At 37.8% G+C, this 25,912-nt stretch carries 24 protein-coding genes and 2 pseudogenes; 8 read left to right on the plus strand and 18 right to left on the minus strand.

Annotated features, from left to right (window positions below):
* The first annotated feature begins 280 nt into the window (after positions 1-280).
* Together J5A74_00285 and J5A74_00290 are read left to right on the plus strand one after the other, a co-directional pair.
* A pseudogene (locus J5A74_00285) lies at positions 281-667 on the plus strand (transposase).
* A gap of 497 nt (positions 668-1,164) precedes the next feature.
* Positions 1,165-2,439, plus strand: a complete 1,275-nt coding sequence (locus J5A74_00290) for an IS110 family transposase (GenBank protein ID QUI95856.1) — start codon at positions 1,165-1,167, stop codon at positions 2,437-2,439.
* Between the two features lie 177 nt (positions 2,440-2,616).
* Here the strand turns inward: J5A74_00290 and J5A74_00295 are convergent, their stop codons facing one another.
* From J5A74_00295 to J5A74_00315, 5 genes are read right to left on the minus strand one after another with little or no spacing between them, the layout of a single operon-like run.
* Positions 2,617-4,326, minus strand: coding sequence for an ABC transporter ATP-binding protein (locus J5A74_00295; protein ID QUI95857.1), 1,710 nt, complete (start codon positions 4,324-4,326; stop codon positions 2,617-2,619).
* Entirely contained in the window at positions 4,323-6,080 is a 1,758-nt protein-coding gene (locus J5A74_00300) for an ABC transporter ATP-binding protein (protein ID QUI95858.1), read from the minus strand. Before J5A74_00300 ends, J5A74_00295 begins: the two co-directional genes overlap by 4 nt.
* A complete protein-coding gene (locus J5A74_00305; protein QUI95859.1) occupies positions 6,073-7,584 on the minus strand; it encodes an energy-coupling factor ABC transporter ATP-binding protein in 1,512 nt (503 codons plus the stop codon). Before J5A74_00305 ends, J5A74_00300 begins: the two co-directional genes overlap by 8 nt.
* A gap of 3 nt (positions 7,585-7,587) precedes the next feature.
* On the minus strand, positions 7,588-8,316 hold the full coding sequence (locus tag J5A74_00310; GenBank protein ID QUI95860.1) for an energy-coupling factor transporter transmembrane protein EcfT: 729 nt from the start codon (positions 8,314-8,316) through the stop codon (positions 7,588-7,590).
* Positions 8,313-8,924: an MptD family putative ECF transporter S component gene (locus J5A74_00315; GenBank protein QUI95861.1), complete on the minus strand. Its 612-nt coding sequence runs from the start codon at positions 8,922-8,924 to the stop codon at positions 8,313-8,315. Before J5A74_00315 ends, J5A74_00310 begins: the two co-directional genes overlap by 4 nt.
* 183 nt (positions 8,925-9,107) lie before the next feature.
* On the opposite strand from J5A74_00315, the gene J5A74_00320 reads away from it, so the two are divergent.
* Positions 9,108-10,070: an AraC family transcriptional regulator gene (locus tag J5A74_00320; GenBank protein ID QUI95862.1), complete on the plus strand. Its 963-nt coding sequence runs from the start codon at positions 9,108-9,110 to the stop codon at positions 10,068-10,070.
* A 286-nt stretch (positions 10,071-10,356) separates the two neighbouring features.
* Here the strand turns inward: J5A74_00320 and J5A74_00325 are convergent, their stop codons facing one another.
* Complete coding sequence (locus J5A74_00325) at positions 10,357-10,893, minus strand: zinc ribbon domain-containing protein (GenBank protein ID QUI96765.1); 537 nt, start codon at positions 10,891-10,893, stop codon at positions 10,357-10,359.
* Between the two features lie 159 nt (positions 10,894-11,052).
* Here J5A74_00325 and J5A74_00330 point away from each other — a divergent pair, with 159 nt between their 5' ends.
* Positions 11,053-11,184 (plus strand): helix-turn-helix domain-containing protein, encoded by a 132-nt coding sequence (locus tag J5A74_00330; protein ID QUI96766.1) that lies wholly within the window; start codon positions 11,053-11,055, stop codon positions 11,182-11,184.
* Positions 11,185-11,632: 448 nt separating this feature from the next.
* On the opposite strand, the gene J5A74_00335 is transcribed toward J5A74_00330, so the two are convergent.
* The 6 genes and pseudogenes from J5A74_00335 to J5A74_00360 form a co-directional block, all read right to left on the minus strand.
* A complete protein-coding gene (locus J5A74_00335; protein QUI95863.1) occupies positions 11,633-13,075 on the minus strand; it encodes a putative DNA binding domain-containing protein in 1,443 nt (480 codons plus the stop codon).
* A gap of 184 nt (positions 13,076-13,259) precedes the next feature.
* Positions 13,260-13,763, minus strand: a complete 504-nt coding sequence (locus J5A74_00340) for a PepSY domain-containing protein (GenBank protein QUI96767.1) — start codon at positions 13,761-13,763, stop codon at positions 13,260-13,262.
* A 231-nt stretch (positions 13,764-13,994) separates the two neighbouring features.
* On the minus strand, positions 13,995-14,849 hold the full coding sequence (locus tag J5A74_00345; GenBank protein ID QUI95864.1) for a nitroreductase: 855 nt from the start codon (positions 14,847-14,849) through the stop codon (positions 13,995-13,997).
* 9 nt (positions 14,850-14,858) lie between these two features.
* The gene (locus J5A74_00350) at positions 14,859-15,857 is read right to left on the minus strand and encodes an NADP-dependent oxidoreductase (protein ID QUI95865.1); all 999 of its coding nucleotides are present in this window, start codon (positions 15,855-15,857) and stop codon (positions 14,859-14,861) included.
* Between the two features lie 9 nt (positions 15,858-15,866).
* Positions 15,867-16,292: an Rrf2 family transcriptional regulator gene (locus J5A74_00355; protein ID QUI95866.1), complete on the minus strand. Its 426-nt coding sequence runs from the start codon at positions 16,290-16,292 to the stop codon at positions 15,867-15,869.
* 225 nt (positions 16,293-16,517) lie between these two features.
* Positions 16,518-18,042, minus strand: a pseudogene (locus tag J5A74_00360) (IS1182 family transposase).
* Between the two features lie 141 nt (positions 18,043-18,183).
* On the opposite strand from J5A74_00360, the gene J5A74_00365 reads away from it, so the two are divergent.
* The 4 genes from J5A74_00365 (at position 18,184) to J5A74_00380 (ending at position 19,401) form a co-directional block, all read left to right on the plus strand.
* Entirely contained in the window at positions 18,184-18,750 is a 567-nt protein-coding gene (locus tag J5A74_00365; GenBank protein ID QUI95867.1) for a helix-turn-helix domain-containing protein, read from the plus strand.
* 23 nt (positions 18,751-18,773) lie between these two features.
* Complete coding sequence (locus J5A74_00370) at positions 18,774-18,980, plus strand: transposase (protein QUI95868.1); 207 nt, start codon at positions 18,774-18,776, stop codon at positions 18,978-18,980.
* Positions 18,981-19,043: 63 nt separating this feature from the next.
* The gene (locus J5A74_00375) at positions 19,044-19,283 is read left to right on the plus strand and encodes a DDE-type integrase/transposase/recombinase (protein QUI96768.1); all 240 of its coding nucleotides are present in this window, start codon (positions 19,044-19,046) and stop codon (positions 19,281-19,283) included.
* Positions 19,270-19,401: an IS3 family transposase gene (locus J5A74_00380; GenBank protein ID QUI96769.1), complete on the plus strand. Its 132-nt coding sequence runs from the start codon at positions 19,270-19,272 to the stop codon at positions 19,399-19,401. Before J5A74_00375 ends, J5A74_00380 begins: the two co-directional genes overlap by 14 nt.
* 88 nt (positions 19,402-19,489) lie before the next feature.
* Here J5A74_00380 and J5A74_00385 read toward each other — a convergent pair whose 3' ends face one another.
* The 6 genes from J5A74_00385 to J5A74_00410 form a co-directional block, all read right to left on the minus strand.
* The gene (locus J5A74_00385) at positions 19,490-20,062 is read right to left on the minus strand and encodes a rhomboid family intramembrane serine protease (GenBank protein QUI95869.1); all 573 of its coding nucleotides are present in this window, start codon (positions 20,060-20,062) and stop codon (positions 19,490-19,492) included.
* Positions 20,034-20,825 (minus strand): HAD hydrolase family protein, encoded by a 792-nt coding sequence (locus J5A74_00390; GenBank protein ID QUI95870.1) that lies wholly within the window; start codon positions 20,823-20,825, stop codon positions 20,034-20,036. Before J5A74_00390 ends, J5A74_00385 begins: the two co-directional genes overlap by 29 nt.
* Positions 20,826-21,890: a cysteine protease StiP family protein gene (locus J5A74_00395; GenBank protein QUI95871.1), complete on the minus strand. Its 1,065-nt coding sequence runs from the start codon at positions 21,888-21,890 to the stop codon at positions 20,826-20,828.
* Positions 21,891-21,894: 4 nt separating this feature from the next.
* Complete coding sequence (locus J5A74_00400) at positions 21,895-24,060, minus strand: phosphoribosyltransferase domain-containing protein (protein QUI95872.1); 2,166 nt, start codon at positions 24,058-24,060, stop codon at positions 21,895-21,897.
* Positions 24,061-24,084: 24 nt separating this feature from the next.
* Positions 24,085-25,275 (minus strand): TerD family protein, encoded by a 1,191-nt coding sequence (locus tag J5A74_00405; GenBank protein QUI95873.1) that lies wholly within the window; start codon positions 25,273-25,275, stop codon positions 24,085-24,087.
* A 117-nt stretch (positions 25,276-25,392) separates the two neighbouring features.
* Positions 25,393-25,794, minus strand: coding sequence for a DUF4342 domain-containing protein (locus J5A74_00410; protein ID QUI95874.1), 402 nt, complete (start codon positions 25,792-25,794; stop codon positions 25,393-25,395).
* Between the last annotated feature and the right edge of the window lie 118 nt (positions 25,795-25,912).

The following is a 25,912-nucleotide window of genomic DNA, read 5'->3' on the forward strand; positions in this document are numbered from 1 at the left end:
ATCGTCGGTAAAATTATTATACCATAGTTAGGTTTTGCTAATAAGTGGTTATTTGAACTACTTCACAGTTACTTCAAAGTCAACTTCAATATCACTTCAAACAAACTTCAATTTACTTTGAAGTAATTTAAACTCAGCCCGACTTACTGTTATGCATAAAAAATCAGCCCGGGGAATTCACCTCGGACTGACTGTAAGTATATAAAAACTGATTTGATTTACTGTTCTTATGGTATCTCTTATAAAATTATTAAATTGTTTATGCAACTCTAAATTTATCTTCCTAGTTACAAATATGGAGTCATCCCCTGAATATCTTATCAAGTTCTATTGCAAAAGAGGCTTGATGGAAAACTTCATAAAGGAAAGAAAAACAGGTTTTGACTTTGCTTCTGTCAGCAGTCATGCAAGAATTGTAAATGCCAACAGGCTTCAAATACATGCACTTGCTTATAACATATTTAATTGGTTTAGGCGACCCGCATTATCTGCAAATATGAGAAAACAACGCATTGATACTGTCCGTCTAAAACTGCTTAAGGTTACTGCAAAAGTAATTCGTTCAGCAAGGTATATAACATTCAAGCTGTGTAGCAGTTGCCCATATAAGGATGAGTTTTATAATACCCTATCCAATATCAGTAAGCTATGTATACATCTTGAATAACAACTAATAATGAACCTTGACAGCTTGATAACTACCTGTAAACCTTATCTAGGGGAAGTCTGCCCATTTTTAGGTGTATTAAGTCAGTTATAGCGTCATGGGTTAAGTTTAAAGATTTATAGCACTGTACTTAATTTAATTATTGTACCGTGAATAATTCAGGTTTATTTTATCTGTTTTAGTTTTTAATATTGTGTATATATCATAAAAATCTCCATTCCGCGGGCAAGCCGCGGCACAAATAGTAATGAAAGTGTTTTACATCTCAACTCTGTGATTTAAAATATATAACAAGAAGCTATACTACAAAGCACGGGAGGTAAAGTTGTAAAAACTTTCTCTGTTTTAGACAGCATAAAAATCAGTGTAAGTTCTGTCTTTTCAAGCACAAATAAGTGGTATCATGAATCCGTACACTAAGAATTGTTAAAGCTCTTTGTTTTATTGTGTGGCAGTTCAGTCAATGGCTTCTTATCTTTTGCGAAAGGAGTTACACTATGAAAGTTACTTATCAAACCTGTTGTGGTGTCGATGTTCACAAATCTTTTCTTGTTGCCACAATCATCAAAACTACCGCCGGTATTGAACCTTCTTATCAAAAGAAGCGATTCTCTACCTTCAACAATTCTATTTTAGACTTTAAATCGTGGCTTCTTAAAAATGAATGCCATGATGTCTGTATGGAATCCACAGGTAAATACTGGGTTCCTGTCTTTAATCTTCTCGAAGATCAAATCAACGTTACCATTGCTAATCCCAAATGGGTTAAAGCTGTTAAGGGTAACAAGGACGATACCAAAGATTCTAAATGGATTGGAGACTTATTCCGACTGGGACTTGTGAAAAGCAGCTACATTCCTTGTAGGTTGATCCGTATTCTTAGAGAATACACAAGATATCGTTACAAGCTTGTTTCTTGCCGTTCAAGTGAAAAGAATAGATATCAGAATGCTCTTACTGTTTGTAATATCGCATTAGATTCTGTTGTATCCGATATCTTTGGGAAGTCATCCTCATCCATTATCGATTATCTGCTTGAACAATCAGGTACTACGATTAACCATGAAGAAATCTCTTCAAAACTTCTTAAGAGCCTCAAATCCAAAGAAGACGCTGTGATTGAATCTATCGAAGGATATCAGATGACTGATGCCCAGAAATATCGTATGCGCCTAATTCGCGCACATATGGATTATATCACAGCTGAAATCAATGATATAGATAAACAGATTGAATCTTTGATTTCTTCCGATCCTGATTATGATAAAGCTATTCGGTTACTAACTACCATTCCGGGTGTCAAACGTGATAGTGCAATTACTATCATCTCCGAAATTGGTATTGATATGTCTCAGTTTTGTAATTCTAAACGCTTATGTTGTTGGGCAGGTCTTACCCCCGGCAACAATGAATCTGCCGGTAAGAAGAAATCTGTCCGTATTACACGTGCCGGTGTCTACCTCAAACCTGCATTAGTACAGTGTGCTCATGCAGCCGTGAAATCTGACAAGTCTCCTTACTACAAAACGAAATATGAATCCCTTGTTAAACGCCGTGGCAAGAAAAGAGCTGTTATTGCCATTGCCCGTATGATTCTTATAGCCATCTACCGGATGCTGTCTACCGGAGAGGTATGGAATCCAAGCGATCTTTACAAAATCGATATGCCTGCACCTTTAGCTGAAAAACAGAAGGCTAAGGCTATCAAGCAAGCCAAAAAACTTTTACAAAAGGAAGGACTGCTTCCTCCTGATGAACCTTTAGCTTCTTGATCAATCTACTAAATCTATATCCTCAAATAAGTTGCCTACTTAAGACAGCTTATTTAAGTGCGCCGGTTTACGGCTTACCTCTACTTTCTTTCACACTAATCTTTACTTCTGCTATTGTTCTCAGCTCCGGTCAAAACCGTTTGAAGCTTTTCTGATATAACAGATTCCGGAGGATAACTAATAAAAAGTATGGATCTCAGCATTCCACATAGCAGTATATTTACCACCTAATGCCAGAAGTTTTTCATGGGTACCCGACTCTACTACCTTTCCATCAGCCACAACGAGAATCTGATCGGCATTTTTTGTAATAGACAATGTGTGGGCAATCATCACAACAGTCTTGTTTTCCTGCAGAAGATTTGAAATTGCCTGTTTTACGGCGAATTCATTCTCAATGTCCAAAGAAGATGTCGCCTCGTCAAGAAGCAGTATCGGACTGTCTTTCAATATAGCACGTGCTATAGAAAGCCGTTGCCTTTCACCACCTGAAAGCAAATTCCCATTTTCGCCTATAGATGTATCATAGCCTTCTTCCAATTTGTGGATAAACTGGTCACAGTTGGCCTTCTTGCAGGCATTCTCTATTTCTTCATCTGTAGATGACGGTTTTGCATAGCGTATGTTTTCCCGTACTGTATCATTAAACAAGAAAGTGTCCTGGTCTACCATTGATATTAGCGTAAGCACATCTTCTGCATTAGCATTACGGATAGATTGCCCTCCAATGCCGATTTCTCCGCTATCAGGATCATAATACTTTGCAATTAGATTCAGAATCGTTGATTTGCCCGAGCCTGAGTCACCCACGATTGCGGTTAGTCCGTGGTCAGGTATCGAAAAACTAATATTTTTTAGAACAGGTTCCTCCTGCACATATGAAAACGACACATTGCGAAACGATATGCCATGCTCTTTTGGTGAAAAGACCTCTGTACTTTTCGATTCTTCATTTTCTGCCAGCACATTTTTAATATTTGCCTTTGATATCAAGAGATTTCTGTAACTGAACATATCAACCGAAATCGATGCAGTAAGCTTTGCTAAGACCATAGGCAGCATACATAGAAACAGAAAGGTAATGGTACTAATACTGCCTGACTGCCATGGAATGTATCCAATCCACATAGCCAGTGGGACAGTGAGCCAATTTATAATATTAAAAGCAAAATTAACAGGTATGCCATGCGCCTCATATTGATAACTGACTGTGCTGAATTTTCGCAATGTTTCTGTTGTATTCCTATTTTTAGTACCACCCATTCCATATGAACGGAAGGTTTGAATTCCGTCAATGTACTCAACTATCTGTCCTACGGCTTTTGCTGTAACTAAATTCTTCTCCATACCGTATTTTTTCACAATTCGAAACGACAGCCACATTTCGGGTATTAGTATAAAAAGTGAAACCATAAGAATGACTGCAGCAGGAAAATATAGTACACTGACAAAAGCAAACACTATAACGGACAAAACCCCGTTTTTCACAAGGGCTGCAAGCTTGTGCGTAAGAATCTGCTCATAACTATTCACATCTGCAGTCATGATATTTATATATTGTCCTTCTCGTTTTTGGGTAAAACAGGACAATGGAACCTTCCTTAGTTTATCTCCAAGTCCCAGACGGATATTTTTAGATATCTCAGCGCCTCCTATTTGGCTCTGTGTATAGCCAATGCTATAAATGACAAGACGTATCACAAAAATTATTCCTACGAGGCAGGATATACTAAAGATGTTCTTAATATCACTAACTCTCTCATACAGTATTTTAAGCACCATGTAAATGACAATGTAGTTGCTTCCTGAAAGAAGTCCTTCCAAAACAGTCAATATCAGACCGCAGTAAAACCTAGAATTCTTATGGAAAAGATTTTTGTCTGTCATCTTCCTCTTCCTCCTTTCCCATAGGTGATATTTCTTGATAACTCATAGCTTTTCCAGCTTTTTTGATAATATATATTCCGCGAAATCAATTCGTCATGTGTTCCAATATCTGTAATCGTATTATTCTCTACTACCAACACCCTATCGCACATTCTGACCACACTTAGGCGATGTGCAATAATGATGACGGTTTTTCCTTTACAGAGGTTCTTGATTGCCTTGTCAATCTCCATCTGATTTTCCGGATCAGCGGCACTCGTTGCTTCGTCCAAAATAAGAATCGGTGCATTTTTTAAGATTGCCCTTGCAATGGCAATCCGCTGCTTTTCTCCCCCTGAAAATCGGGATCCATAACTTCCGACCTTTGTATCATATCCATCAGGAAGTGACATAATAAAATCATCAATCTGTGCTTTGCTTGCAGCCTCCCTCACCTGCGTAAGAGAAGCATTCGTTCCCATGCAGATATTGTCAAAGACTGAGTCCTGTGTAAGAAAGGTCTTCTGAAATACAATAGATATATTCTGAAGGAGAGTTTCATATCTAATGTTTTTGACATTTTTTCCTCCAATCATAACCTCTCCGCAGTCCACGTCGTAGAAGCGTGCAATAAGTGCTGCAATAGTGCTTTTACCCGCTCCGGATGCTCCCACAACAGCAACCTTTTCACCATCCCTTATGTATAGGCAGCAATTTTCAAGCACATTTGTTTTCCCATCATAAGAAAAGCGCACATCTTTAAGTTCGATATCGTATTTTTCCGGAAAATCGTCTCCACCTTCAAATATCGGAATTCCAAATATTTCTTTTGCTTTTGTAATACCGCTAAACGCCTGTGCGAAGTTTCCTGCAAGTTGCTGAAGCGGAAGTAATTCTGTCAAATATAATGAACCAATATAGGCAAACAGGAGAAATGCACTGGCTGAGATAGATCCCCGCAGAAAAAGTCTTCCTCCAATGGGAACAATTAACAAAAGCCCAGACTCCAACAACAGGATGAACACAGCATACAAAGGAGCAGTCTTTTCCGAAATCTTGTTCCACGCCCTGTTACCGTCAAAAATAGCTTCTGTAAATTTTTTAAATGATTTGCTGCCCATCCGGTATGCCTTAATCAGACGCATTCCGCGGACATATTCGACCATGACAGAATTGAAGCCTTCAAGCGATACGTTAGCCTCAGGCAGCATATCAGACATTTTCTTAAACACTGACATCATCACTGGAATATCCAAAACAAGAGGAATCAGGGAAATAAGTGCCAGTGTTGCATTCACCGTCATAAGATAGGCAAAAATTACGACAGGACCGGTAAGATAGCTGACAAGCTCAGGAATGTTATGTGCGAGACATAACTCTAACTTCTCAATGTTCTCATTCAAGATAGTTTTGATTTCACCTGTACTTCGCTCATTGATGTATCCAAGCGGAATCTTCGCCAGGTGATCTATAATCATACATCTAACCTTGAACAGGGTGTTATAGGCCCCTTTATGCGAGAGTACTCCTGACAGGCCAAGCAGTATCATGCGAAGAATTGTTGTGGTTGTTACCAAAACTATACAATCTGTCAATACTTTCCGTGTGAGCGTTCCAAGAAGGACGGCATCCATCAGGCGATATATGCCGATATATGCTCCGATTACAAACAGTCCACTTAAGAATGCACACAAGACAGAGGCTAATAAATACCATTTATCATTGCCCGCCCATTTAAGCAGTAATTTCACCGGTTTTTCCTGATCCTTATTCAAAAAAATCACCTCCAATATTTTCACCCGCAGCACGAAAGAATAACTGCCTAATCTCTTCCTTATTATCTGCACGGCATTTTAAATCGTTACTTATTTTTCCATCAGAAAATACAAGCATACGACTGCATGTCCTGCAAAAAAATTCATAATCATGTGTAACAACAAATATAATTTTCCTCTGTTCGGAGAGGTCACGCACAATTTTAGCAACTCTTGCCATGCTTTCATAATCCAGTCCACTTGTAGGTTCGTCAAAGATGATTAGTTCTTTTTTACAGACTTGACTCACAGCAACAGCCAATCGTTGCTTTTGTCCACCTGAAAGAGTACCGGGATGCCGTCTAGCAAAATGCGTCAGTCCTAGCACATCCATCACATCTGTGACTACATTTAAATCCGGATTCTTTATTCCAAAGGAACATTCTGCTTCCACACTCTCTGCAAAGAGCTCATAATTTACGTCTTGCATGACCATATAGGCGATCTTCTGCCGTTTTTTCTTCGATATGACTTTGCCATCCCAGAAATAATCCCCTTTTGTCTCTCTATGCAATCCGCAAAGAGACCGTGAAAATGTTGTTTTTCCTGTGCCATTTTCCCCAATAAGTGCTATTACCTCTCCCCTTGAAATTTTTACACTAATATTTTCTACCACGGATTTTTTCCTGTAGAACAGAGAGACATCTTCTAGCTCTAGTTTTACCTCCTGTTCTTTTTCTATGATTATCTCAGGAACCTCTCTTAGTAAGTCAATCGTTCGAAGGCCCATACACCTGCGCTCTTCATCTGTCAAAGCCTCGAACTCTTTGACAGAGTAAACCTTTTTTATCTGACCCTCATCAAGTACTATGACTCGGTCAGCGATACCCATCAGGTAATATAGCCTATGCTCGACAATTAAAACCGTCTTTCCCTGAGCCTTAAGCCTTTTAATATGCTCCCTTAAAGCAACCACTGATTCCATGTCCAGATTGGATGACGGTTCATCCAAGAGATAGACAGAAGGATTCATGGCATATACGGAGGCAAAAGCAATCTTCTGCTTTTCTCCTCCTGAAAGAGAGAAAATATTTCTTCCCCGTAGATTTTCAATCTCCAAATCCTTTGTGGCAGCCTCAACTTTTTCTTCAATCTGTTCCCTTGGTAACGCTAGATTTTCCACTCCAAAAGCAATTTCACTGTCTGTGTCTACATTAAAGAACTGTGTCCTTGGATTCTGAAATACCGAGCCGACCAGGGACGCAGTTTCATACATCGGCATTTTCGATATGTCCCTCCCGTCAAGCAGAACTTCTCCTGTCAGCTTACCGGGATAAAAATGTGGGATAAGCCCATTTACAAGGCGCGTCAACGTGGATTTTCCGCATCCGCTTTTCCCACAGAGAAGGACGCATTCCCCATCATTTACTGTCAAATTGATGTCATGCAAATTATCTATTTCCTGTGTATCTTCCTGCTCCATGTTTAAGTCATACGAGAAAGATACATGCTTAAACTCAATCATACGCTACACTATCCTTTCCCAAGCAAAACCCAAAGCAAGTACGCAGACCGCAAGAACCATAACTGCCCAGTCTCTTCCCCGCAAGTATATCCGAAGAAGGCAGGTACGTGGTCTTGGGTTCTCTATCCCGCGTGTGAGTGCTGCAGCAGATAATTCATCTGCTGCATTTGAAGCCGTCATCAGCAATGGAACATACAGACATTCAACTGTCATTGCAGGTTTTTTAAGGAATCCAAGAACTGAAGGAGTTACATCCCTAAGCCTCATGGCGTCTTTGATATAACCCCAGTCTTCACGAACCGTGGGAATATATCTAAGCATAACCGCCAAAGGAATAACCACCTTATTAGGAATATGCGCCTTATTCATTGCGGTTAAAAACTCACTCACCTTTGTTGTGGAAAGAATAATGCCTGCTAAGAAAACACAGGGGTAGACTGCATAAAACAAGCCTAGCCATGATGTAAACACAGTGTAAAGCACCCCTTTTTCAAGTGACATAATAAACAGCGTCAACATGCAAAAGGCACCATAAAATGCCGCGCATAAAAGTGACCTGAGAACTTTCCCACTTGCACATCCAAATACTACAATTGCAAAAACAAGCACACTCTCGTACAGAAGCGACGGAGCAATTGTTGCTGAAATTACGCATAAAATCAGCAAAATGATTTTTGTGCGTGGGTCAAACTGTATCCCGGTACTGTTTCTAGTGTATTCTCTTAAAATCATGCAGTTATTCCCGCTTTTTCAAATTGTTTCTTCAATAGTTTACTTCCGACAAAACCACTGAAAAGAGCCACTAAAACTGTACCTGCAAACATAGTTATCAAAATAAAATTGTTAACTGAAGCTGCCATTGTATCCAGATACTCATGAGGTGTACCTTTCTCCAGCATCCTACTCACCCAAGCCTTAGGATTGATGAAATATGCAATATATGACCCAGTTCCTCCGAGGCAGAAAACAATGTAGGAAAGAATGTTGATTTTTATGTTCCTATAGCGTCCTGTCCCTGCCACAAATTCCGCCAGTACGCTTCCGGCCAGATATCCGATAGTCATGCCTATATGCATACCGGTCACATAACAAAATATTGCCATCAACAGTCCTGCGGTAAAGATTGGTCCGGGTTTTGGTACTTTCGCAATCAGCAAAAGATGCACAGGTCCTGCAAGAAAAGCACCACCTACCGGATAATAAAAGGTTAAGGCCGGAAACATTGCAAATGGCCCTCCGCTCAAAGAGATGCATATAAAAATAATTGCAGAAAAAATACCTACCGTAATAAGTTCCTTAATCGTAAGTTTCTGTTTCTTGATGTTTGTTTCATTTGTCATAACTAATGACCCCCTTTATGCTAGTGTATTGATATTTTATAGATACTGTGGTAATATTCAGTTAAATATAACTAATAGTGTAAATAGTATAGAATAACAAGGAAAGCAATACAATATGACCAAGAGTTATTTGCCTGATATGTATGAAATAATGTCCGATATGTATGATTTTGATGTGATTATATGGAAATAAACGAATTTTATAAAGAATGGCTTACCCACAGCGGATTTGTTGAAGTAGAGTCATCTCCTGACTTTAGCCCTGCAGGAAAATTGTATCTCGCTCCGAAGGAAGTTGCCTGTGGATATTACTGGGTCTATGGAGAAAAAGATTTGTTTGATATTAAAATCCATGATTTCTATTTTTTTGAAGATAGCTTTGTATCTCTTAATACCCCAGAATGTCTAAGCATTACCTACTATGATTCTGTGTCCGGAGAGGAGTTAACTCCTTACCGCCGCTTAACCGCAGGATGTGTAAAAACCTTTTACGGAGGGCATGATGAATATAAATCCATTATGCATAAAAATATCCCGATTCGTTCTGTGGGAATAGAGGTATTTCCTGCATATTATGAAAAATATCTGAAAGAAAGCTATCCCGATGACTACCTGTCTCCGCATGAGGCTTTTATCCGCGTTGGACAGACACTTGACTTCCTGGAAATGTCACATCTTTTGCGTCAGGTTTGGGATTATAAGGGAAACGGCATACCGGCCAAGTTGTTCTATGAGGCCAAGGTCGCTGAAGCTGTCTCTCTTGTTTATGAACGCGGAAAGAAAAGTAAAAATGATCCTTGTGTACGAATTTCTAGGCAGGACATTGATGCATTGAACAATGTTGCCTCATATATCAATGACCATTTCAACTCGGACCTTCCACTTGATATGCTCGCACGAATAGCCTGTATGGGTACAACAAAGTTGAAGAACTCTTTTAAGCACATATATAGCTGCACAATTTCTGAATACATCAGACAGCGACGTATGAGCCATGCGGAAATGCTCTTAACGTCTACAGACCTTACAATCGAACAGGTTGCCTTGGCTGTGGGATATTCTAATGCAGGAAGATTTGCGGCAAATTTTAAAAACAATACAGGGCTGTTTCCATCTGAATACCGCAAAATGGCGCTAAGGAAATAATAACGAACGGATTCAGACATTAAACTTACTGGTAACTTGTGTCAGCTCACCATACAGAGAACTTCGTTATACTCGTTCTCCAACCGGCAGCCCTTGCAATCATAAATTTGATAAGCTAACACATCAGCCACATGTGGGCAGGGGGGCTGTCTTTAATTTGGTATTCGGGTTGTTATTTGCATAAATTTAAGGTATCAGCTACGAATGATAAATTCTAAGCGAGCGCATTAGGCGGAGCGAAGCAGATGCCGGAGCGAGTATGAAATGTTATCATTCGTAGCGTCACTTAGGCTAGCTTATATAACCCTGCAAATTTCTGTGCCTCATCTAAATGACTTAAATCTCCGTTAATGCTTTTTACAATAAGCTTTTTATTTCTTGCCAGACTATCTGCTTCTAAAGTCAATCTATTATTTTCTGCGTGAAAAACCTCTGGCTCAATATAACCAGAACTCATCAGGCTTGTTAGAACTGTTGCCTGTTCCGCATTTTTTTCGATCTGCTCTTCCAAGGTTAATACCTGTTTTAGTCTTTGCTTATTGTTTGTTCCTTTAAGACCCATAACAAAAGGTTTCAGAACTTGGTCATGTGCAGTCTGCAGTTTACGAATCATTCTAAGAAATGCAGTCTTTATATCCTCATCACGAATATACATCATTGAACAAGCATTTTTATCTGTAATATGTCCATTACAGCACCAAGCCACGTAATCTCCACTTGGTTTGTAGTGCTGTCTCCTCTTGAAGGTCGCTCCACATTCACCACAGTAGATTTTTCCTGAAAATACATATTTACTTTGGTATTTCCCTGTACCTTTTTCAATGCTTTTTTCTCTTCCTCTTTAATATTGAATTTACAATCTAAGTGTAACAAATGAATAATGACTCATTGTTTCCGGTAAAATGGTGTTTGCTAAAACATCCAAATACCAGGAAGCACAATGAGTCATTACAAACATATTACACCATAGAAGCGTGAAAAGATACTACTTCTCCATTCACAAAATTGTACAATTACATATATTGCTGACAGCATTGGTAGAGATAAGTCAACAATCTCTCGTGAGTTATCTCGTAATACTGTGGATAATAAGTATATGTATAATCTTTTGTAGCTCTCTGTTTTTGGATTATCGTTACATTTTCATCTATATCTTTTCTTCCGTTCATAGATATTCTCCAAAAATATTTTAGTATAATTATCCTTTAGCCTGAATTATTCACGGTACAATAATTAAATTAAGTACCGTGCTATAAATCTTTAAACTTAACCCATGACGCTATAACTGACTTAATACACCTAAAAATAGGCAGACTTCCCCTGTGTAGAGTTTACAAGTAGTTATCAAGCTGTCAAGGTTCATTATTAGTTGTTACTCAAGCTGTATACATAGCTTACTAGGTGAAAGCAATATTTTGTTAAAATATAGTAATTATGTGGCTTTAAGCCACTTTCATGGAGTTACCATGAATAATCTAGGCTTATATATCAAAATGAATAAAAAAATCAGCCCGTAGCTATCCCGGACTGACTTTCAATAAATAATCTTATATTAAACTACATCATTCAATACTTACCATGCTATGATTTGTCTTATAAAACGCCGCTCTTGATAACTTACTCTTTTCTAAATACCCGTTTTTTTCAAGATTAGCCAAAACTTTCTTTCTAAAATATGTTGAATCACTGATTTCCAAGTATTCCACTATCTCAGAGACCTTATGTGCTCTATGATAACAAAATGACAGTACCTTTTTATCAAGCTCCGTCCCTTGTGGAACAGGCTGAAAGCTAATATTTGGTACATCATTATTTTCAATACCTCTATCATATGTCAGATCCGGCAATACCAATGTAAAGTGGTCGGACTTTGAATAAATATATGGCTTATGTACTTCATCCGCCGACTTATACTCCTCTACTATCTTATCAAAGCCTGTACCTGCCGCCTCCATTACATTACATAAAACTAAAACTCCTGATATTATTTCATTTCTTCTCTTTGAAATAATTGTAGATAAATCATATGTTTTGCCAAGTTTCTCACCTCTGTAAAAACCTCCGGGTGATGATATTTCCAATCTGTCCTTAAACATATCGACTTGAATTTGTGTTCCGTCCAGATAATAATCTCTATGAGCAATTGCATTTATTACACCTTCAAATAGGGCCCTTGCCGGATATGAATCAATATCTACTCTACCTTCATCCAGCTTTATAATACTATGATTCATTCTTTGATTTACAAAGTCAATAATATAACTTATACTCGCTATTACATTCCCTTTAAAGCGATTAATAGTAACGACTCTGTCGCTCCCCTTATTTGATCCGGAAAATACGGAGCACTGTACATCGGTTTTGTTACCCTTATAATCATCTTGAAATAAAACTGCACCGTTAGACAAATAACCTTCTTCATTAAAAAATCCTAATGACTGTAATGCCTTATCTTTCAAAGTCTTACCATTATTATATTTCTTATAGAACTCTCTAAGCATTGAAAAATTTTCAGGATTATATTTAATGTCAGATATTAAGATATCATATTGTGTATTTTTACTTCTTACACTCATATCTATGATTTCTTCATAAGTTGCTCCATTTGTAAATCCGTCACGCCTCATAAAAATAGCCGGAATATTTTTATATTTTAGAATTACGGGCTTTATAGTAGATTCTTCTATACTCACCTTTATTATAAATCGTTCATTTCCACGCATCTCATAACTTAAAAACGAAATTTTCATTTGTGGTCTTGGTGTCAAATGCTCATTTACCTGATTATTAAAATAATTTCTTTCATTATCAGCTGCTTTCCTGTCAAAACCTATCAGTTTATTAGTCTTATCCTCAACTCCGATATAGAAATCTCCACCTGATGTATTTGCAAATCCGGCAATACTTTTAAGCCAACCAACGACATCTTCTCTGTTTAAAACTGCTTTACACTCAAGCTTATCACTTTCCGGCCTTATATCACCTGTTATCTCCTCCAAAAACATATTCTACACTCCTTGTTTGAACTACTTCAATGTTACTTCATTATAACTTCAAAGTCAACTTCAATATCACTTCAAACAAACTTCAATTTACATTGAAGTAATTTAAACTTAGCCCGACTTACTGTTATGCATAAAAAATCAGCCCGGGGAATCACCCCGGACTGACTGTAAGTATATATCTCTATTAATCATCTACCTCTACACTGCTGGAGACTATAGCTTCGTTTGAAACATTGATATCATATTCATATTCCAAGTTTCCAACTTTGAACTCGATCTCATAAACTTTAACACCATTTTCATAATCAAGTTTAGCCTTTTTAAATCTTGCCGATCCGACTCCTGCGTGTGAAAGTGCTATCTGCTTTGCTCTTTCTACCGAAATCTCTGAAGTTTGAGTATTAGCCGCTGCTGTACTTGGCTGTGTAGGAATAACATAGTTCTCAAGCTCAAGTTCCACTTTAACAAAAGTCACGTCCTTTTCCGCCAATTTTGCGTGTGCAAGCGCAATTCTTTTAGCCTCATCAGCTGTTATTTTCTTTGTTGCTTTATATGATTTGGATACTTTTGACTTGGCAACAAAGCTGCTTCTATAATATGGAACACCTGTCATTCCTGCTACAAATAACATGCAAGTTACTGTAGCCGCACCTATAAAACCTTTACTTAATTTATTAAACTTTTTCATATTTTCCATCCTTTCCGTGTATAGTGAAAATAATTTTACCAATCTGTTAATACAAGCGTTTTTTCAAAAGGTCATGAGTTCTTAGTAAATTTATCATCCACCGTCGACGTTTATATGGATAATACTGTCTTTTTTAAGTTCTCTTATTTACCCTTTCACTATATTAATGCACGAGGATAGCATTTTATTGCATTGTTTTTAAATTTTTTTATTTTTTCAATATTATAGCTTTTATCCCCCCTCATAAGATATTACATAATGCATATTTTCAGGTGTTGTAATTTTAATATCTTCTACTTCAAATTTCCCGGTTAATCCGTCTGCCATAGCTGTTTGATGGAAATGCGATAAAGCTATACCAAGATCCAAATGTTTTATCTTTCTCATATCTTCATTTATATTGTTCTTATAATCGCAAAAGAAGTGGAATTTGTTTCCTTCCTTTACTACAGCCCAAGGTTGAGCATTTGTAGAGCTTGGTGCCAATCTTAGCATTTCAAGTGACTGTTCATATGTTCCTGCATCATCCTTTGATAAGGGATGAGCAAAATCATTTAAGAAAAAGATTTTCTCCCAAGCCTTTCTGTTTTTTGAACCAAGCCCTACTCTTGTAAGTTTTTCTACAAGTGATTTCTTTTCGGAAGGATATCCTATCGGGCTGATGCATGGAAACAGATCATCTGAAGAAATTTCCATTACCTTTTCAAAGTTCTTTCTGCTGAAAGTCGCAGCAAGCCAGACTGTTCCAAGTCCCATCTGTGTAGCATTCAGTACCAAATTTTCAAATTGATATCCTACCGCCTCCATTGCAAATGGTTCATCTTTTACTGTTATAGCAAGGTAATCTTTGGCGCCTTTAATAGTTCCATAAGTACCAAGCTGAACACCGTCAGCACCTGAATCCTTGCTGATATACTGTACTTTGACATTGACATCAAAAGGATTTGTTAACCCATTATTTATCTCCAAAAGTCTGTTCTTGTCGTCTTTACTCAATGACTTATCTTCAAAACTTCTTGTACTTACACGCTTTTTCACAGCTTCCTTTACATCTATATCTAATTTATCCACTTCTTTAAATTGCATCTTATCTCCTTACATAGTAATAACTGTTTTACCCTTGGAACGACCATTTGCTACCCTATTTAATGCCGAGTTCACTTCTTTCAAAGTATATACTGTATCTATAGACGGCTTTATCTTTAACTTTTCAAATAAGTCAGCTACTTCCTGTAACTGTTTTCCGTTTGATTCAACAAAAATGAAGTCATAGGAAATCCCGTATTTTCCTGCCAATTTATCAAACTTACTTCCCGCAAAGCCAAGAATTATCTGCTTCCACATCGGTAATCTCATTCTCTTAGCAAAGTCTCCATTTGGCATTGCTCTAAGAGAAACCATCTTCCCTCCTTTTTTGAGAATCTGCATCTGTTTCTCGGTTTCATTTCCACCAAGAGTATCCAGTACATAATCAATATTTGATAAAGACTTACTGTAATCTTCTGTTTTATAATCAATAAATCTGCTTGCACCAAGTTCTAAAACTCTGTCTTTATTTTCTGCACTTCCGTTTGTAATAACCTCAAGTCCCTTTGCTTTAGCAATAGGGATAGCCATTGCACCGACACTTCCTGTACCTCCTGAAATAAAGATAGTTTTTCCTTTTTCCGCTTTCATAAGCTCCAATGCTTGCATTATAGTAAGTGCTGTCAATGGTACTGCCGACGCCTCTACATCTGAAAGATACTCCGGTACCTTTGCAAGTGCATTCTCATTTACAGCCACATATTCTGCAAATGCTCCAATTTTATCAAGTGGCAGCCTTGCAAAAACACGATCATTAACTTTGAATTTAGATACCTTTGCTCCCACTTTTTCAACTACACCTACAAATTCATTACCTGCAACTATAGGTAGTTTATATGGAACTATCATTTTTACTTCTCCACGAGAGATCATATTATCAAGCGGATTTACACCTGCTGCAGATACTCTTACAAGTACATCTCTCTCTCCTATAATCGGTATATCTAAACTAACCATTTTTACTGAAATATTATTTTTATTATATTGTTCTACCTGTGCCGCTCTCATTTTTCACCTCTACTTATTCTTCTTATTATAATTCTCATACATATCTTCAATTAATGCCTTGAGTGTTTTGTTCTTTAAATTTAAAAGTAATTGTTTCTCTGACTCTTCAAATATTAGAAGTAAAGCTTCCTTGATATTTGCTCCAACAGGACATTCTTTATTTGCTGTATCATGAATATGCAACAGATCTTTCTCCGGATAAACTGCTGAATATACTATGTCTAATGTAAGCTTATCCGATTTTACTTTTAAGCTCATTCCCTTTTTTCCCTGCCGACTCTCTATAATGTTCGCATCCTTTAGTAATGTAATTATTTTCCTAATGTGACTGGCATTTGTTCCCACACTCTTTGCCAAAAGCTCTGAGGTAACAACATTTTCAGTCTCCTCTATATATACCAATATATGTAATGCTATTGAAAATTTAGTATCCATATCTTTCCCTTTCTTAAATTTATTTTAGTAGTATAACTTGTACTTGTATCTGCGTCAAGTATAAATCGAATTGCAATCCTACATCTACACACTATAAAAAGGGGATGTGAAAAACTCTATTGAGTTTTTTCGCATCCCCTTTTTGCAATTATTGTGTATAAATGACTGAAATTATACACAAAAAAAGTGCACTCCCCCTACCCCATAGAAATTCTTTTTTTGAATCTATGCGGCAGTTCTGTTTCTTGTCTTTTTTTTCTGATATTTATATAAATTATGGCCTATCGCCACGAGTAAAACTTCCAGTTTGACTGAATGAATACCTCTTCTGACAATTCTCTTGTACCAACGGTCGTTTTTCATAATTCCGAAAGTACCTTCTGCTTGTATCGAACGGTTCATTCTTAATAACGCACCGTGGATACTTTCCAGGTTTTCGATTACTTCCTGATGCATGGAAGTTAGTTCCTGATTGATCTGAACGGTTCGATTCTTATCTGTCTTCTTACATTTCTTTGCATACGGACATCCGCTACAGTCTTCGCATTCATACAGTTCTTCCTTGAGCCTGTACTGATTTCCCCTCACATTTTTTCTGTATAAAAAAACGGAATGCTTTATCGTTAGGACATCTCATGACTCCTTGCTCATCAATTCTGAAATTAACTGCATGAAATGGATCTTCATGATATTTCCGATCCTTAGTTTCCTTTTTAAACATTGGAAATTTCATATACTTTTCAATTCCGTTCTGTTCACAGAAAATATAATTGTTGTATGAGGCATATCCGGCATCTGCCACAGGATATTTGGGATAGAATCCATAAGTTTGTTTGAAGTGCTCCATCAAAGGAACGAAGCAATCCATATCCGAACGATACCGGTTCACGTCAACAACTGTAATATATTCATCTGCTACACCAATCTGTACATTATATGCCGGCAGAAGCTGATCATTGCCCATGTAATCCGTTTTGATACGCATAAAGGTAGCGGAGGTATCTGTTTTAGAGTAACTGTTTCTGTCAGGACCACAGATTTCCATTTTTTGTATGTATTCTTGAAGTTTCTGACAGAAAGTAGTCAAGTGTTCATAATGACGCTGTTCTTTGGATTTTCGCTTTCCGCTTCCGTAAACAAATGTACTGGTATCCAGTTCCCATAAAAGTACCAGCTGCTCAACGATTTCATTCAGATAATCCGGTACATACTCCGGGTTTGTTGTGATCTGCACCCCACTCCATGCGATTTCTGTATTAATTTCCTCAATCTCCGCAGTGATTTTTTCGTAAAGCTTGTAACGAAACTTTTCGGTAGTCTTCTTCCATACCCAGGTATACTTGTTTGCGTTTGCTTCAAACTTGGAGCCGTCAATGTAGAGATGTTGCAGATCTACATGCTCCTCGTTAAAGATAGCATGATTGATATCGTTAAAAATATTTTCAATCTTATCTTTAAGTATTTTATTGATGAAATATCCAAAGGTTCTGTATGATGGAGTCCGGTGATCCATGAGATACATGAACCTGATATTAACTTTGCAGTTGTCTTCCAGTTTTCTCAGAGAGCAGTAACCGCTAGTCATAAATCCGAAAAGTACTGTTTTTAACATATTGACCGGATGATATCTGCGTCGTCCGGTTGTGTACTCCGGAATATCCGTCAGATACTTGTTTAAATCGATTCCTCCTATCAATCTGTCAAATGTTAAAACAGGATCCAGCAGATCCAAACAATCTGAAAAAAACAGTGGTAAATATCCTTGTTTTGAATTACAATAAGTATTGTGTAAAGTTTTTTCATTGCAAGTTAATTTTACCACAAAAATAGGACCTTTCGCATGATGATATGTACCCTCTTTACTGGACACCCAGTAAGGAGGGTATTTTTCATGCGTTACAGTCATGAGTATAAGTTAGAGTGTATCGAGCTATATCGACAAGGAATCTGGCCTGAAACACCAGAAGGGATAAAAATAACAAGATTTCGTAAAATGATTCGATACTGGGTTCGTATCGAAGAACAAAATGGTCCAGATGCTTTAAAGCACTTAGGTAATAACAAAGTGTGGACCCCTGAAGCAAAATATGAATTAGTTGCTAAAGTATTAGCAGGACAATCCAACAATTCAGTTGCTATTTCTGCGGGTATCGGCGATGGAATGCTATATATGTGGGTTCGCAAATACAAAGAATTAGGTTACAATGGTCTTGTGAATAAAAAGAAAGGTCGCAAGAGCAAGAACCCTGATATGAAAAAGAAAACGATTGAGCCCAAGCCTTTAACTGAATCAGAACGTGAAGAGTTAATCAGACTAAGAGCAGAAATTGCGGCAATGAAAGCTGATATTGAAGTAGTAAAAAAAAGGATCGCCTTGAGACAAGAAAGATGGGCTGCGCAACTCAAGGCGAAAAAGCAGCAATCATCAAAGCACTCAGAGAAGAAGGATACCAATTAAAGCACCTATTAAAAGGTTTAAATATGCCTAAATCAACTTACTACTACGAAATCAGTAAAGTTGATACTGTAGGCTTTAGAAATGCTGAACTCACTGAAGAAATCAAGAAAATATTTGATCAGCATAAAGACAGATATGGTGTAAGAAGAGTGTATAGAGAACTCTTAAGATGTGGAAATATTGTTAATCACAAAAGAGTACAACGCATCATGCATTCACTTGGATTGTAAGGCAAAAGGCCTAAAGAGAAATATCATTCATTCAAGGGCGAAGTAGGCAAAGTAGCACCAAACATAATAGATAGGGACTTTACAGCGACAGCACCACTTCAGAAGTGGACAACTGATGTATCTCAGTTTAACTTTTCATGGGGAAAGTGTTATCTTTCTCCGATAATTGACATGTACACAAATGAAGTTATTTCATATGATTTATCGATGAGTCCAAACCTAAATCAAATCAAGAGAATGTTAGAGACGACGTTTAAAAAGTTCAAATCACTTACAGGATTAATATTTCATTCAGATATTTGAGAGTTTCTCAAAAGCACTAGATGAATACATAAATTATTACAACAATGAAAGAATACAACGGAAAACAAAATGGATGCCACCTGTAAAGTACAGGATAACATCCATGTGTTCCGCTTAGTTCATAACATGTGTCCAGGATTCTGGGTACATATCATGAACGAATGGTCCTATTTCTTTTAGGGACTTATTTCACAGCCCCTTTTTTCTTACCTTGGTCTTTTATTGAGAGCATATCCAATAACCGCACCAACAATTCCTCCAACAATATGAGCCATATTAGAAATATTGTCATTCACCGTGATTCCTTGAAAAATCTGCTGCCCAATATAAATCACCGCAACCAAAATAAAGGTAAGCGGAATCTCTCCCTCCCGAAATCCTGTAAACGAAGACAAAAGAATAAAAGAAAATACAACACCACTGGCTCCACATAGTGCAACACTCGGGAAAAAAATATAATTCACAATCCCCGTTACTAGGGCCGTCATAAGAATAATCTCAACAATCGTTTTTGAACCATACTTTTCTTCCAACATCGGCCCAAGGAGCAATAAATAAGACGCATTGCCAATCAAATGTTCCCATCCACTGTGCCCAAGGACATGGGTAAAAAATCGAAGATAGGTCAAAGGACTAAACAAAGAAGAATGATAGGTCATAAATAACAAGGTCGTACTTCTTCTGTGCGTTCCAATACTCATGAGTAAAACCAGTAGACAAAGCAATACAAAGGTAAGTACTACAGGTGAATTATATGAAATTTTGAATCTCGTCTTCATCTAAACTCCCCTCCTCTATAGACTCAACAATATCGAACATCTCATCCAATAAATTATTTTCATCTATAAAAATTCTTCTATTTTCTCTCAAATTTTTTCCAAGAATTTCTCTCTTTCCAAATGCAAAATCGGCATTTTCCATCATTGGCAAATCCATTTCACTATCTCCTGCTGCAACAACATAGTTTGGCAAAAACCTTTCCTTCAACCTGCACAATGCTTCTCCTTTATTAAACTCTGGGGGCAAAAAGTAGATTTTTCTCCCCGACGAAACAACATGAAGTATGGTCCTCTCTCTATACCTCTCCACCTTCTTTGCAATATCCACACCATCCTTGCAATACAAAAAAACATACATCCCATCGACAAATTTGCAGCGAATATACTCCTCTTCTTTCTCAAGAAATTCTAATACTCTATTTAATTCGCCTTGATACTTTCTAACTATTCTTGTGCTCTCCTGTAACCACACATCATCCTTTACTCCATTTTTCAAAAGAATGGCTCCATTGGTCGTCAGGGCATATTCTGGCACAACCATCTTCTCCCACTGTATTCTTTGATATTGCTCTATGGATCTCGTTGTAATTGGAATAAATTCCACCTTGTCGTTTAAAAGCACCAGTTTTTTTACTGCATCCTTACAAATAAATCCCTGCTCTCTGCCTTTAAATATCTCCACACAAATATCATCCTCTCTTCTATATTTGTACGAATGAATCAGTGTATTATCTAAGTCGCAGGCTACCAAAATTTTTTTCATCTATGTATCGGCAAGTGATCGAATAAGTCCACAAGCTCTGTAGTGTTTCAAAGGATACTCTACCACTTCCACTCCCTTCTCTCTTGCTAGTTGGTACAAATGTCCTAGGTGCTCCTCATCATCTAAGCTATGCACTAAGATCTTCCACGGAAGCCGTCGAAGCAATACTCTTGTCGCTTCCCCAATACTTGGCTTAATAAGATTGATATCCCTTATTTGAAATTGCTCTGCAATCTCTCTTACTTCCTCAAGAGCGGATTGATCACATTTTTCTTCTCGTTGACTTCGGTTGTCATCGCCAATATCTTTCATTACAAAATGACTTTGAATGGACTCGATGAAGTGGTAAGTAACATCCCTTTCTTCCAATTCCTGATAAAAAACAGCACCGTGATAGTCATTGGGTCCGATAATATCGGATCTCAAAAAAGTACGGCTCAAAAGCCCAGAGACGGTTGAATTGAGGCACGAACTTGCAATCAAAAAATCATCCTGTGTTCCCGATACTTGAGCTATATTGGCAGGATCTGACAAAACAGCAAGTCCTGAATCAAGACCTGGAAATTCAGCCATGGCATGAATTAATTCTCTCTGTATTGCTCCCTTTCCAGTCCAGCCATCAACAAATTGAATATCCTTGCTAGCATGCCTAGAAAGAATATAATTTAAGGCATTTTTATCAATTCCTCTTCCTCGAATGATAGAAAGGGTATAATGATCAATCTCCACACCATATTTTTGTTTGATATAGCGTTTAATCAAAATTCCCACTGGCGTTCCTGCTCTTGCAAGCGAAACAACAGCGACCTCTTTTCCCCTCTTCTTCCATATTTTTTGTGCAACAGAAGCTACTGCATCCGCAGTAATTTGACCATACCGAGTTAAGGCATCCTCAAATGCATCTTGATAGTCCTTTGATGGTTCATATTCAATGGGCAACATTTCACAATAATGTCGCCCACCTTGAATAGCTCTTTCCCTTTCCTGCGTACTCTGCGGTCTAACTAGACCTGTGATATCTTTTAGCAAAAGAATAACATCCTCATCCTTATATGTACTAAACAATGCCCTACCCCCTGACCAAAAGTATATGATGATTTCCACTAAGTTTTAATGCCAAAATCATCGATTCCAGCGAAGAATCTGCAATCTCTCTACTGTCAGTAACGATAATCACCTGATCATACTTTCTCAAATTATAAATATAAGTTATGCGATTGCTGTCATAAAGGCTCTTTAACTTATATCCATTTTGAATTGGATACTCCTGATCTTTTGCAATTCCAATAGGACTTCTGGTCGTAGAATGTGTAAACACCTTCACACCAGAATAATGATTGCTATTTTCTATTTCTCGTCCTAAAATCATCGCAGGATACATACACTCTTCTGTGCCCAGCACAAGAATCGATCGATTATCCAAGTCAAATTTTACTTCATCCAAAATGCTTCTGGCAAAACCAACACAATGGTGAGAATACTCTCTGGCTCTCACACCCTTTCTTGGATCAAGTAGTTTCCTCTTTGCCTGCAACTGTTCAAAACAAAGCCCTGTATCCTTTGTGTCCTCTGCATCAATGTAACTTTCTGGCTCCTTCGCCTCTTCTATATTGTACTTTTTTACAAGATTTTCATAGTCCATGCATTCCAGATTCAATATGGATACACACTCTATTTTCTGTTGTGCCATATTGAACTGATTTTCTTTGGAGAGGCGTTGAATAATGGAAGCGGCCACAAGATTTTTACCCGCCAATGTCGGATGCTTTATCCTTAATTGCTGAACAAAATTAAGGATGGTCTTTCCTGTAGATATTTCATCATCCACAAAGACAATGGTGTCGGTTTTCCTGATCCACCTGCCCAAATTTGACGCATCCAATTTTTGTTCAACTGCATGACTATGTTCTTCACGAAATTCAATCCATGACAAAACCTCTGATAACTCTTCTCTTGTCGTATGAATATAGATACAATCACAAGAATCTTGAATTTTAGCAACTTCCTCTGCCACACCCATTCCGACGGCTGTGGCCGTCTCTGCAAATCCAATGACAAGTTTTACACCCCCAAAGACTTGACTCACCTTTTTCCCCAGTGCATGAAATAAATCTATTGCCTCGCTTGGATGAACACTTAAATGCTTTCCCTGCAAGGGATCCACTAGCAAATACGATCGCTTTGTATTGTGAAATCTCTTTGCAAGTCGCAACACATCTGCCTCTGTGTATTCTCTTTCCTTTTCTTCTGCTTTGATTCCATAAATATTTCCAAGCATCACCATCTTCTTCGCCCATTTTCCATGAACCTTGACTTCATTCATCCGACTTCCATCTTCACTCTTTTCCACGCCAAGGCAACGATTATCCCACGACAATATCTTCATCGCATCATCATAATCTGACCTTTTTACCTTCATACTCTCATAAATCATAGGAAGTTGCGTCGGATAAATCGCTGTCTTTCCAATAAAACCATTGAGTTGATCCAATACAAGTTCCCTCTCTAGCCCTACATCCCATTTTCCATCTCTTTCCATGCCAAAATACTCCCACACAGGAGCAGAAACAACATAGTCAGATGAAAAAATGTTAATGATGTCAACAAAGATATCTCTAATCACACCAATGTCATAGATACTCTGATTCACTGAACGCCTCAATCCATACAGATTGCAAAAATCATTTCCCCCGACTCTCACATTCAACACATATTCCTGGATGGTATCTAGAGCTTCCTTTATTCTCAGTAAAGCTTTGACTCTTGTTCCCACTTCAGCCACCATTCGACTTTCAAGAATAGGCATAATATATATCTTTTTTACTACACTCTTTGGATTGGTGGCATTGATTTCCTTTGTTATGGCCAGATACTCATCCATATTGGATAAATCAAATTTTGGTAAAATATACCCCGTAATAATATCTTGATATGAAGCATATAATTTTAAAATATGTTTCATATGTTTTGGATTTCTTATCCTAATAAAAATCAAAGGAAGTGAATCTTTGTCACCTCCCTTTTCAAATTCAACTAACTCAGCTAAAATATCCCCTAAGTTTTTCTCAGCCTCATCCAAAAAATCATCTTGAATAGCATCTTCCAAACAAAAAGCCAAAGAAGTTAAATGTGAAAATGCCCTATCTTTTATTTTTTGAATGATATTCTTATTCACCGATGGCAAATACAATAGACCACCTAAAGAATATTGCATACGCATTTTCTCGTCGTTCACCTTGTCACTCCTATTCACTTTTTCTTATTTTGTTTGCCCCCTCGGTCCAATATCCATGACAACCTTATTCCCTCTGTATCCGATTCTATTCTCAGAATTTGGTGCACTGTACATTTCCAGTGCAGATACTTCAAATGTATTTCTCATCTCTCCATACACTATCTCTCCAAAGCAGAGCGTATAACTTCTGTCATTTGCACTTGTGTCCTCGGCGGGTATTTCAATGACCTGATCGCCATTTTTGATTCGGACATACACTCCATATCGATGAAATGAACCCGTGCCATTTTCCAATGCAGAATACGAACTCACCGCCACAGATGCAATATCAGGATGCCAAGTAATGTCGATATGCTCCAATTTTCCAGGGCATGTCACATCCCCACCATGCCTTACTGCTCCATCGGGTGTCTGCAGCGATTCATCGGCATTGGCCGCCCCAATATAGATCAACTTGCCATTTCGATATCGCACCAATGCCTTTAGATCATAATCCTTTCCCTTTGCCTTCCAGCCATTTTCAATGATAATCGGCACTCCAGCATTCTTTTCAAGGCTAACTTTTTCTCCCTTTTTCAAGGATATTTTTTGTGGCTTTGATTTTTCCTCAACCACTTGTTGACTTTGTTGACTGACTGGTTGAATCGCTTGTTGACTTACCTGTTGACTTACTTGTTGACTTTGCTGTGACTGTTCCGAAGTCATTTCTGTTCCACCATAAAAAGCAAGCAAGGCAGAAATACCACCATTAAATCCACTGGCCACAGCCGAAATACGCCACTCACCTTTTCTGTACACTTCAACGACAATAATCGCTTTCTCTGACTGAAAATCATTCCCTGACATCTGCAGGTCAATGCCCTCATGGCCGCTTTGCCTCATCTGAAAAGAACATTCTTTAATGTCCTTCATTGTCCCATTTCCGTCAATACTTGCTGTAAAAACTAACTTATCTATTGTCTGAGGCAATTGACTCAAATTTAATTGAAATCTCACTTCCTTGCCTGTCACTTGATATCGAATCTCACCTTGAGGAGATGCCGTCTGATTATAAAAAACCATATATCGGTCATCCGATAACTTTCCATCTTTATCTACCCCAAAACAACAATAGTCATAAACTGAATTTCCATCAATCCTCATGCGAACTTCGATATCACTTGTCGGATTCAAATACTTTGCGATCTTATCTCGCATCCCCCTTGAAAAAATCATCTACAGCTCACCTCCAACCTATAGACCATGAACGAACGATAAAAACAAACGATGAACGAACCGTAAATACCAAACGAAATCATCAATTATCATCAATTAACTAGATATATATATAAATCACTCTATATCTTCAACTGATCCATCGTCTCGAACAAGTGAAAATTTGCAATCAAACCCATAAGCTGCCAACATTGCTGGAATAATTGCCCATGGTGCAAATGAAGCTCCCACAATCCCACCAACGATTCCGACATTGACTGGAATGGACAAGATGATTTTTCCTTCCCTCTTCATTTGAATCTTGGTCACATTTCCCTCTTTGAAGGCCTTTTTTATTTTCTCAACAATCTCCTTCGCCACTTCGCTGTTCTTTTCTGTCGTCTTTGCATTCTTCTCCTCTAACGCTACAATGGCATCCACAACATTTCCATCAGCCTCCTCCAATGCCATCTTTGCCTCAGCATAGGATACTCCTGTGCGTTCTCTCACCTGATCCAAATCTTCCAACTTAATTTCCATAGAAAACCTCCCATAATCTTTTAATCTACATTCTGCGTTTTTGTTGACTTTAATACTTTTTCATCATATAGAGATATCTATATTTTACAATGTGCACAAAGGCATTGCAAGCTTTTCT

It is taken from the genome of Lachnospiraceae bacterium oral taxon 096, assembly GCA_018141845.1.
Taxonomy (GTDB): Bacteria; Bacillota; Clostridia; order Lachnospirales; family Lachnospiraceae; genus F0428.

What these genes read in the sequence shown, in the direction of transcription:
- J5A74_00310 (QUI95860.1), bottom strand. Translation starts at nt 8,316, where the DNA reads ATGATTTTAAGAGAATACACTAGAAACAGTACCGGGATACAGTTTGAC.
- J5A74_00295 (QUI95857.1), bottom strand. Translation starts at nt 4,326, where the DNA reads ATGACAGACAAAAATCTTTTCCATAAGAATTCTAGGTTTTACTGCGGT.
- J5A74_00335 (QUI95863.1), bottom strand. Translation starts at nt 13,075, where the DNA reads ATGTTTTTGGAGGAGATAACAGGTGATATAAGGCCGGAAAGTGATAAG.
- J5A74_00365 (QUI95867.1), top strand. Translation starts at nt 18,184, where the DNA reads ATGCGTTACAGTCATGAGTATAAGTTAGAGTGTATCGAGCTATATCGA.
- J5A74_00305 (QUI95859.1), bottom strand. Translation starts at nt 7,584, where the DNA reads ATGATTGAGTTTAAGCATGTATCTTTCTCGTATGACTTAAACATGGAG.
- J5A74_00385 (QUI95869.1), bottom strand. Translation starts at nt 20,062, where the DNA reads ATGAAGACGAGATTCAAAATTTCATATAATTCACCTGTAGTACTTACC.
- J5A74_00290 (QUI95856.1), top strand. Translation starts at nt 1,165, where the DNA reads ATGAAAGTTACTTATCAAACCTGTTGTGGTGTCGATGTTCACAAATCT.
- J5A74_00410 (QUI95874.1), bottom strand. Translation starts at nt 25,794, where the DNA reads ATGGAAATTAAGTTGGAAGATTTGGATCAGGTGAGAGAACGCACAGGA.
- J5A74_00355 (QUI95866.1), bottom strand. Translation starts at nt 16,292, where the DNA reads ATGGATACTAAATTTTCAATAGCATTACATATATTGGTATATATAGAG.
- J5A74_00350 (QUI95865.1), bottom strand. Translation starts at nt 15,857, where the DNA reads ATGAGAGCGGCACAGGTAGAACAATATAATAAAAATAATATTTCAGTA.
- J5A74_00390 (QUI95870.1), bottom strand. Translation starts at nt 20,825, where the DNA reads ATGAAAAAAATTTTGGTAGCCTGCGACTTAGATAATACACTGATTCAT.
- J5A74_00345 (QUI95864.1), bottom strand. Translation starts at nt 14,849, where the DNA reads ATGCAATTTAAAGAAGTGGATAAATTAGATATAGATGTAAAGGAAGCT.
- J5A74_00405 (QUI95873.1), bottom strand. Translation starts at nt 25,275, where the DNA reads ATGATTTTTTCAAGGGGGATGCGAGATAAGATCGCAAAGTATTTGAAT.
- J5A74_00315 (QUI95861.1), bottom strand. Translation starts at nt 8,924, where the DNA reads ATGACAAATGAAACAAACATCAAGAAACAGAAACTTACGATTAAGGAA.
- J5A74_00340 (QUI96767.1), bottom strand. Translation starts at nt 13,763, where the DNA reads ATGAAAAAGTTTAATAAATTAAGTAAAGGTTTTATAGGTGCGGCTACA.
- J5A74_00370 (QUI95868.1), top strand. Translation starts at nt 18,774, where the DNA reads ATGCCTAAATCAACTTACTACTACGAAATCAGTAAAGTTGATACTGTA.
- J5A74_00320 (QUI95862.1), top strand. Translation starts at nt 9,108, where the DNA reads ATGGAAATAAACGAATTTTATAAAGAATGGCTTACCCACAGCGGATTT.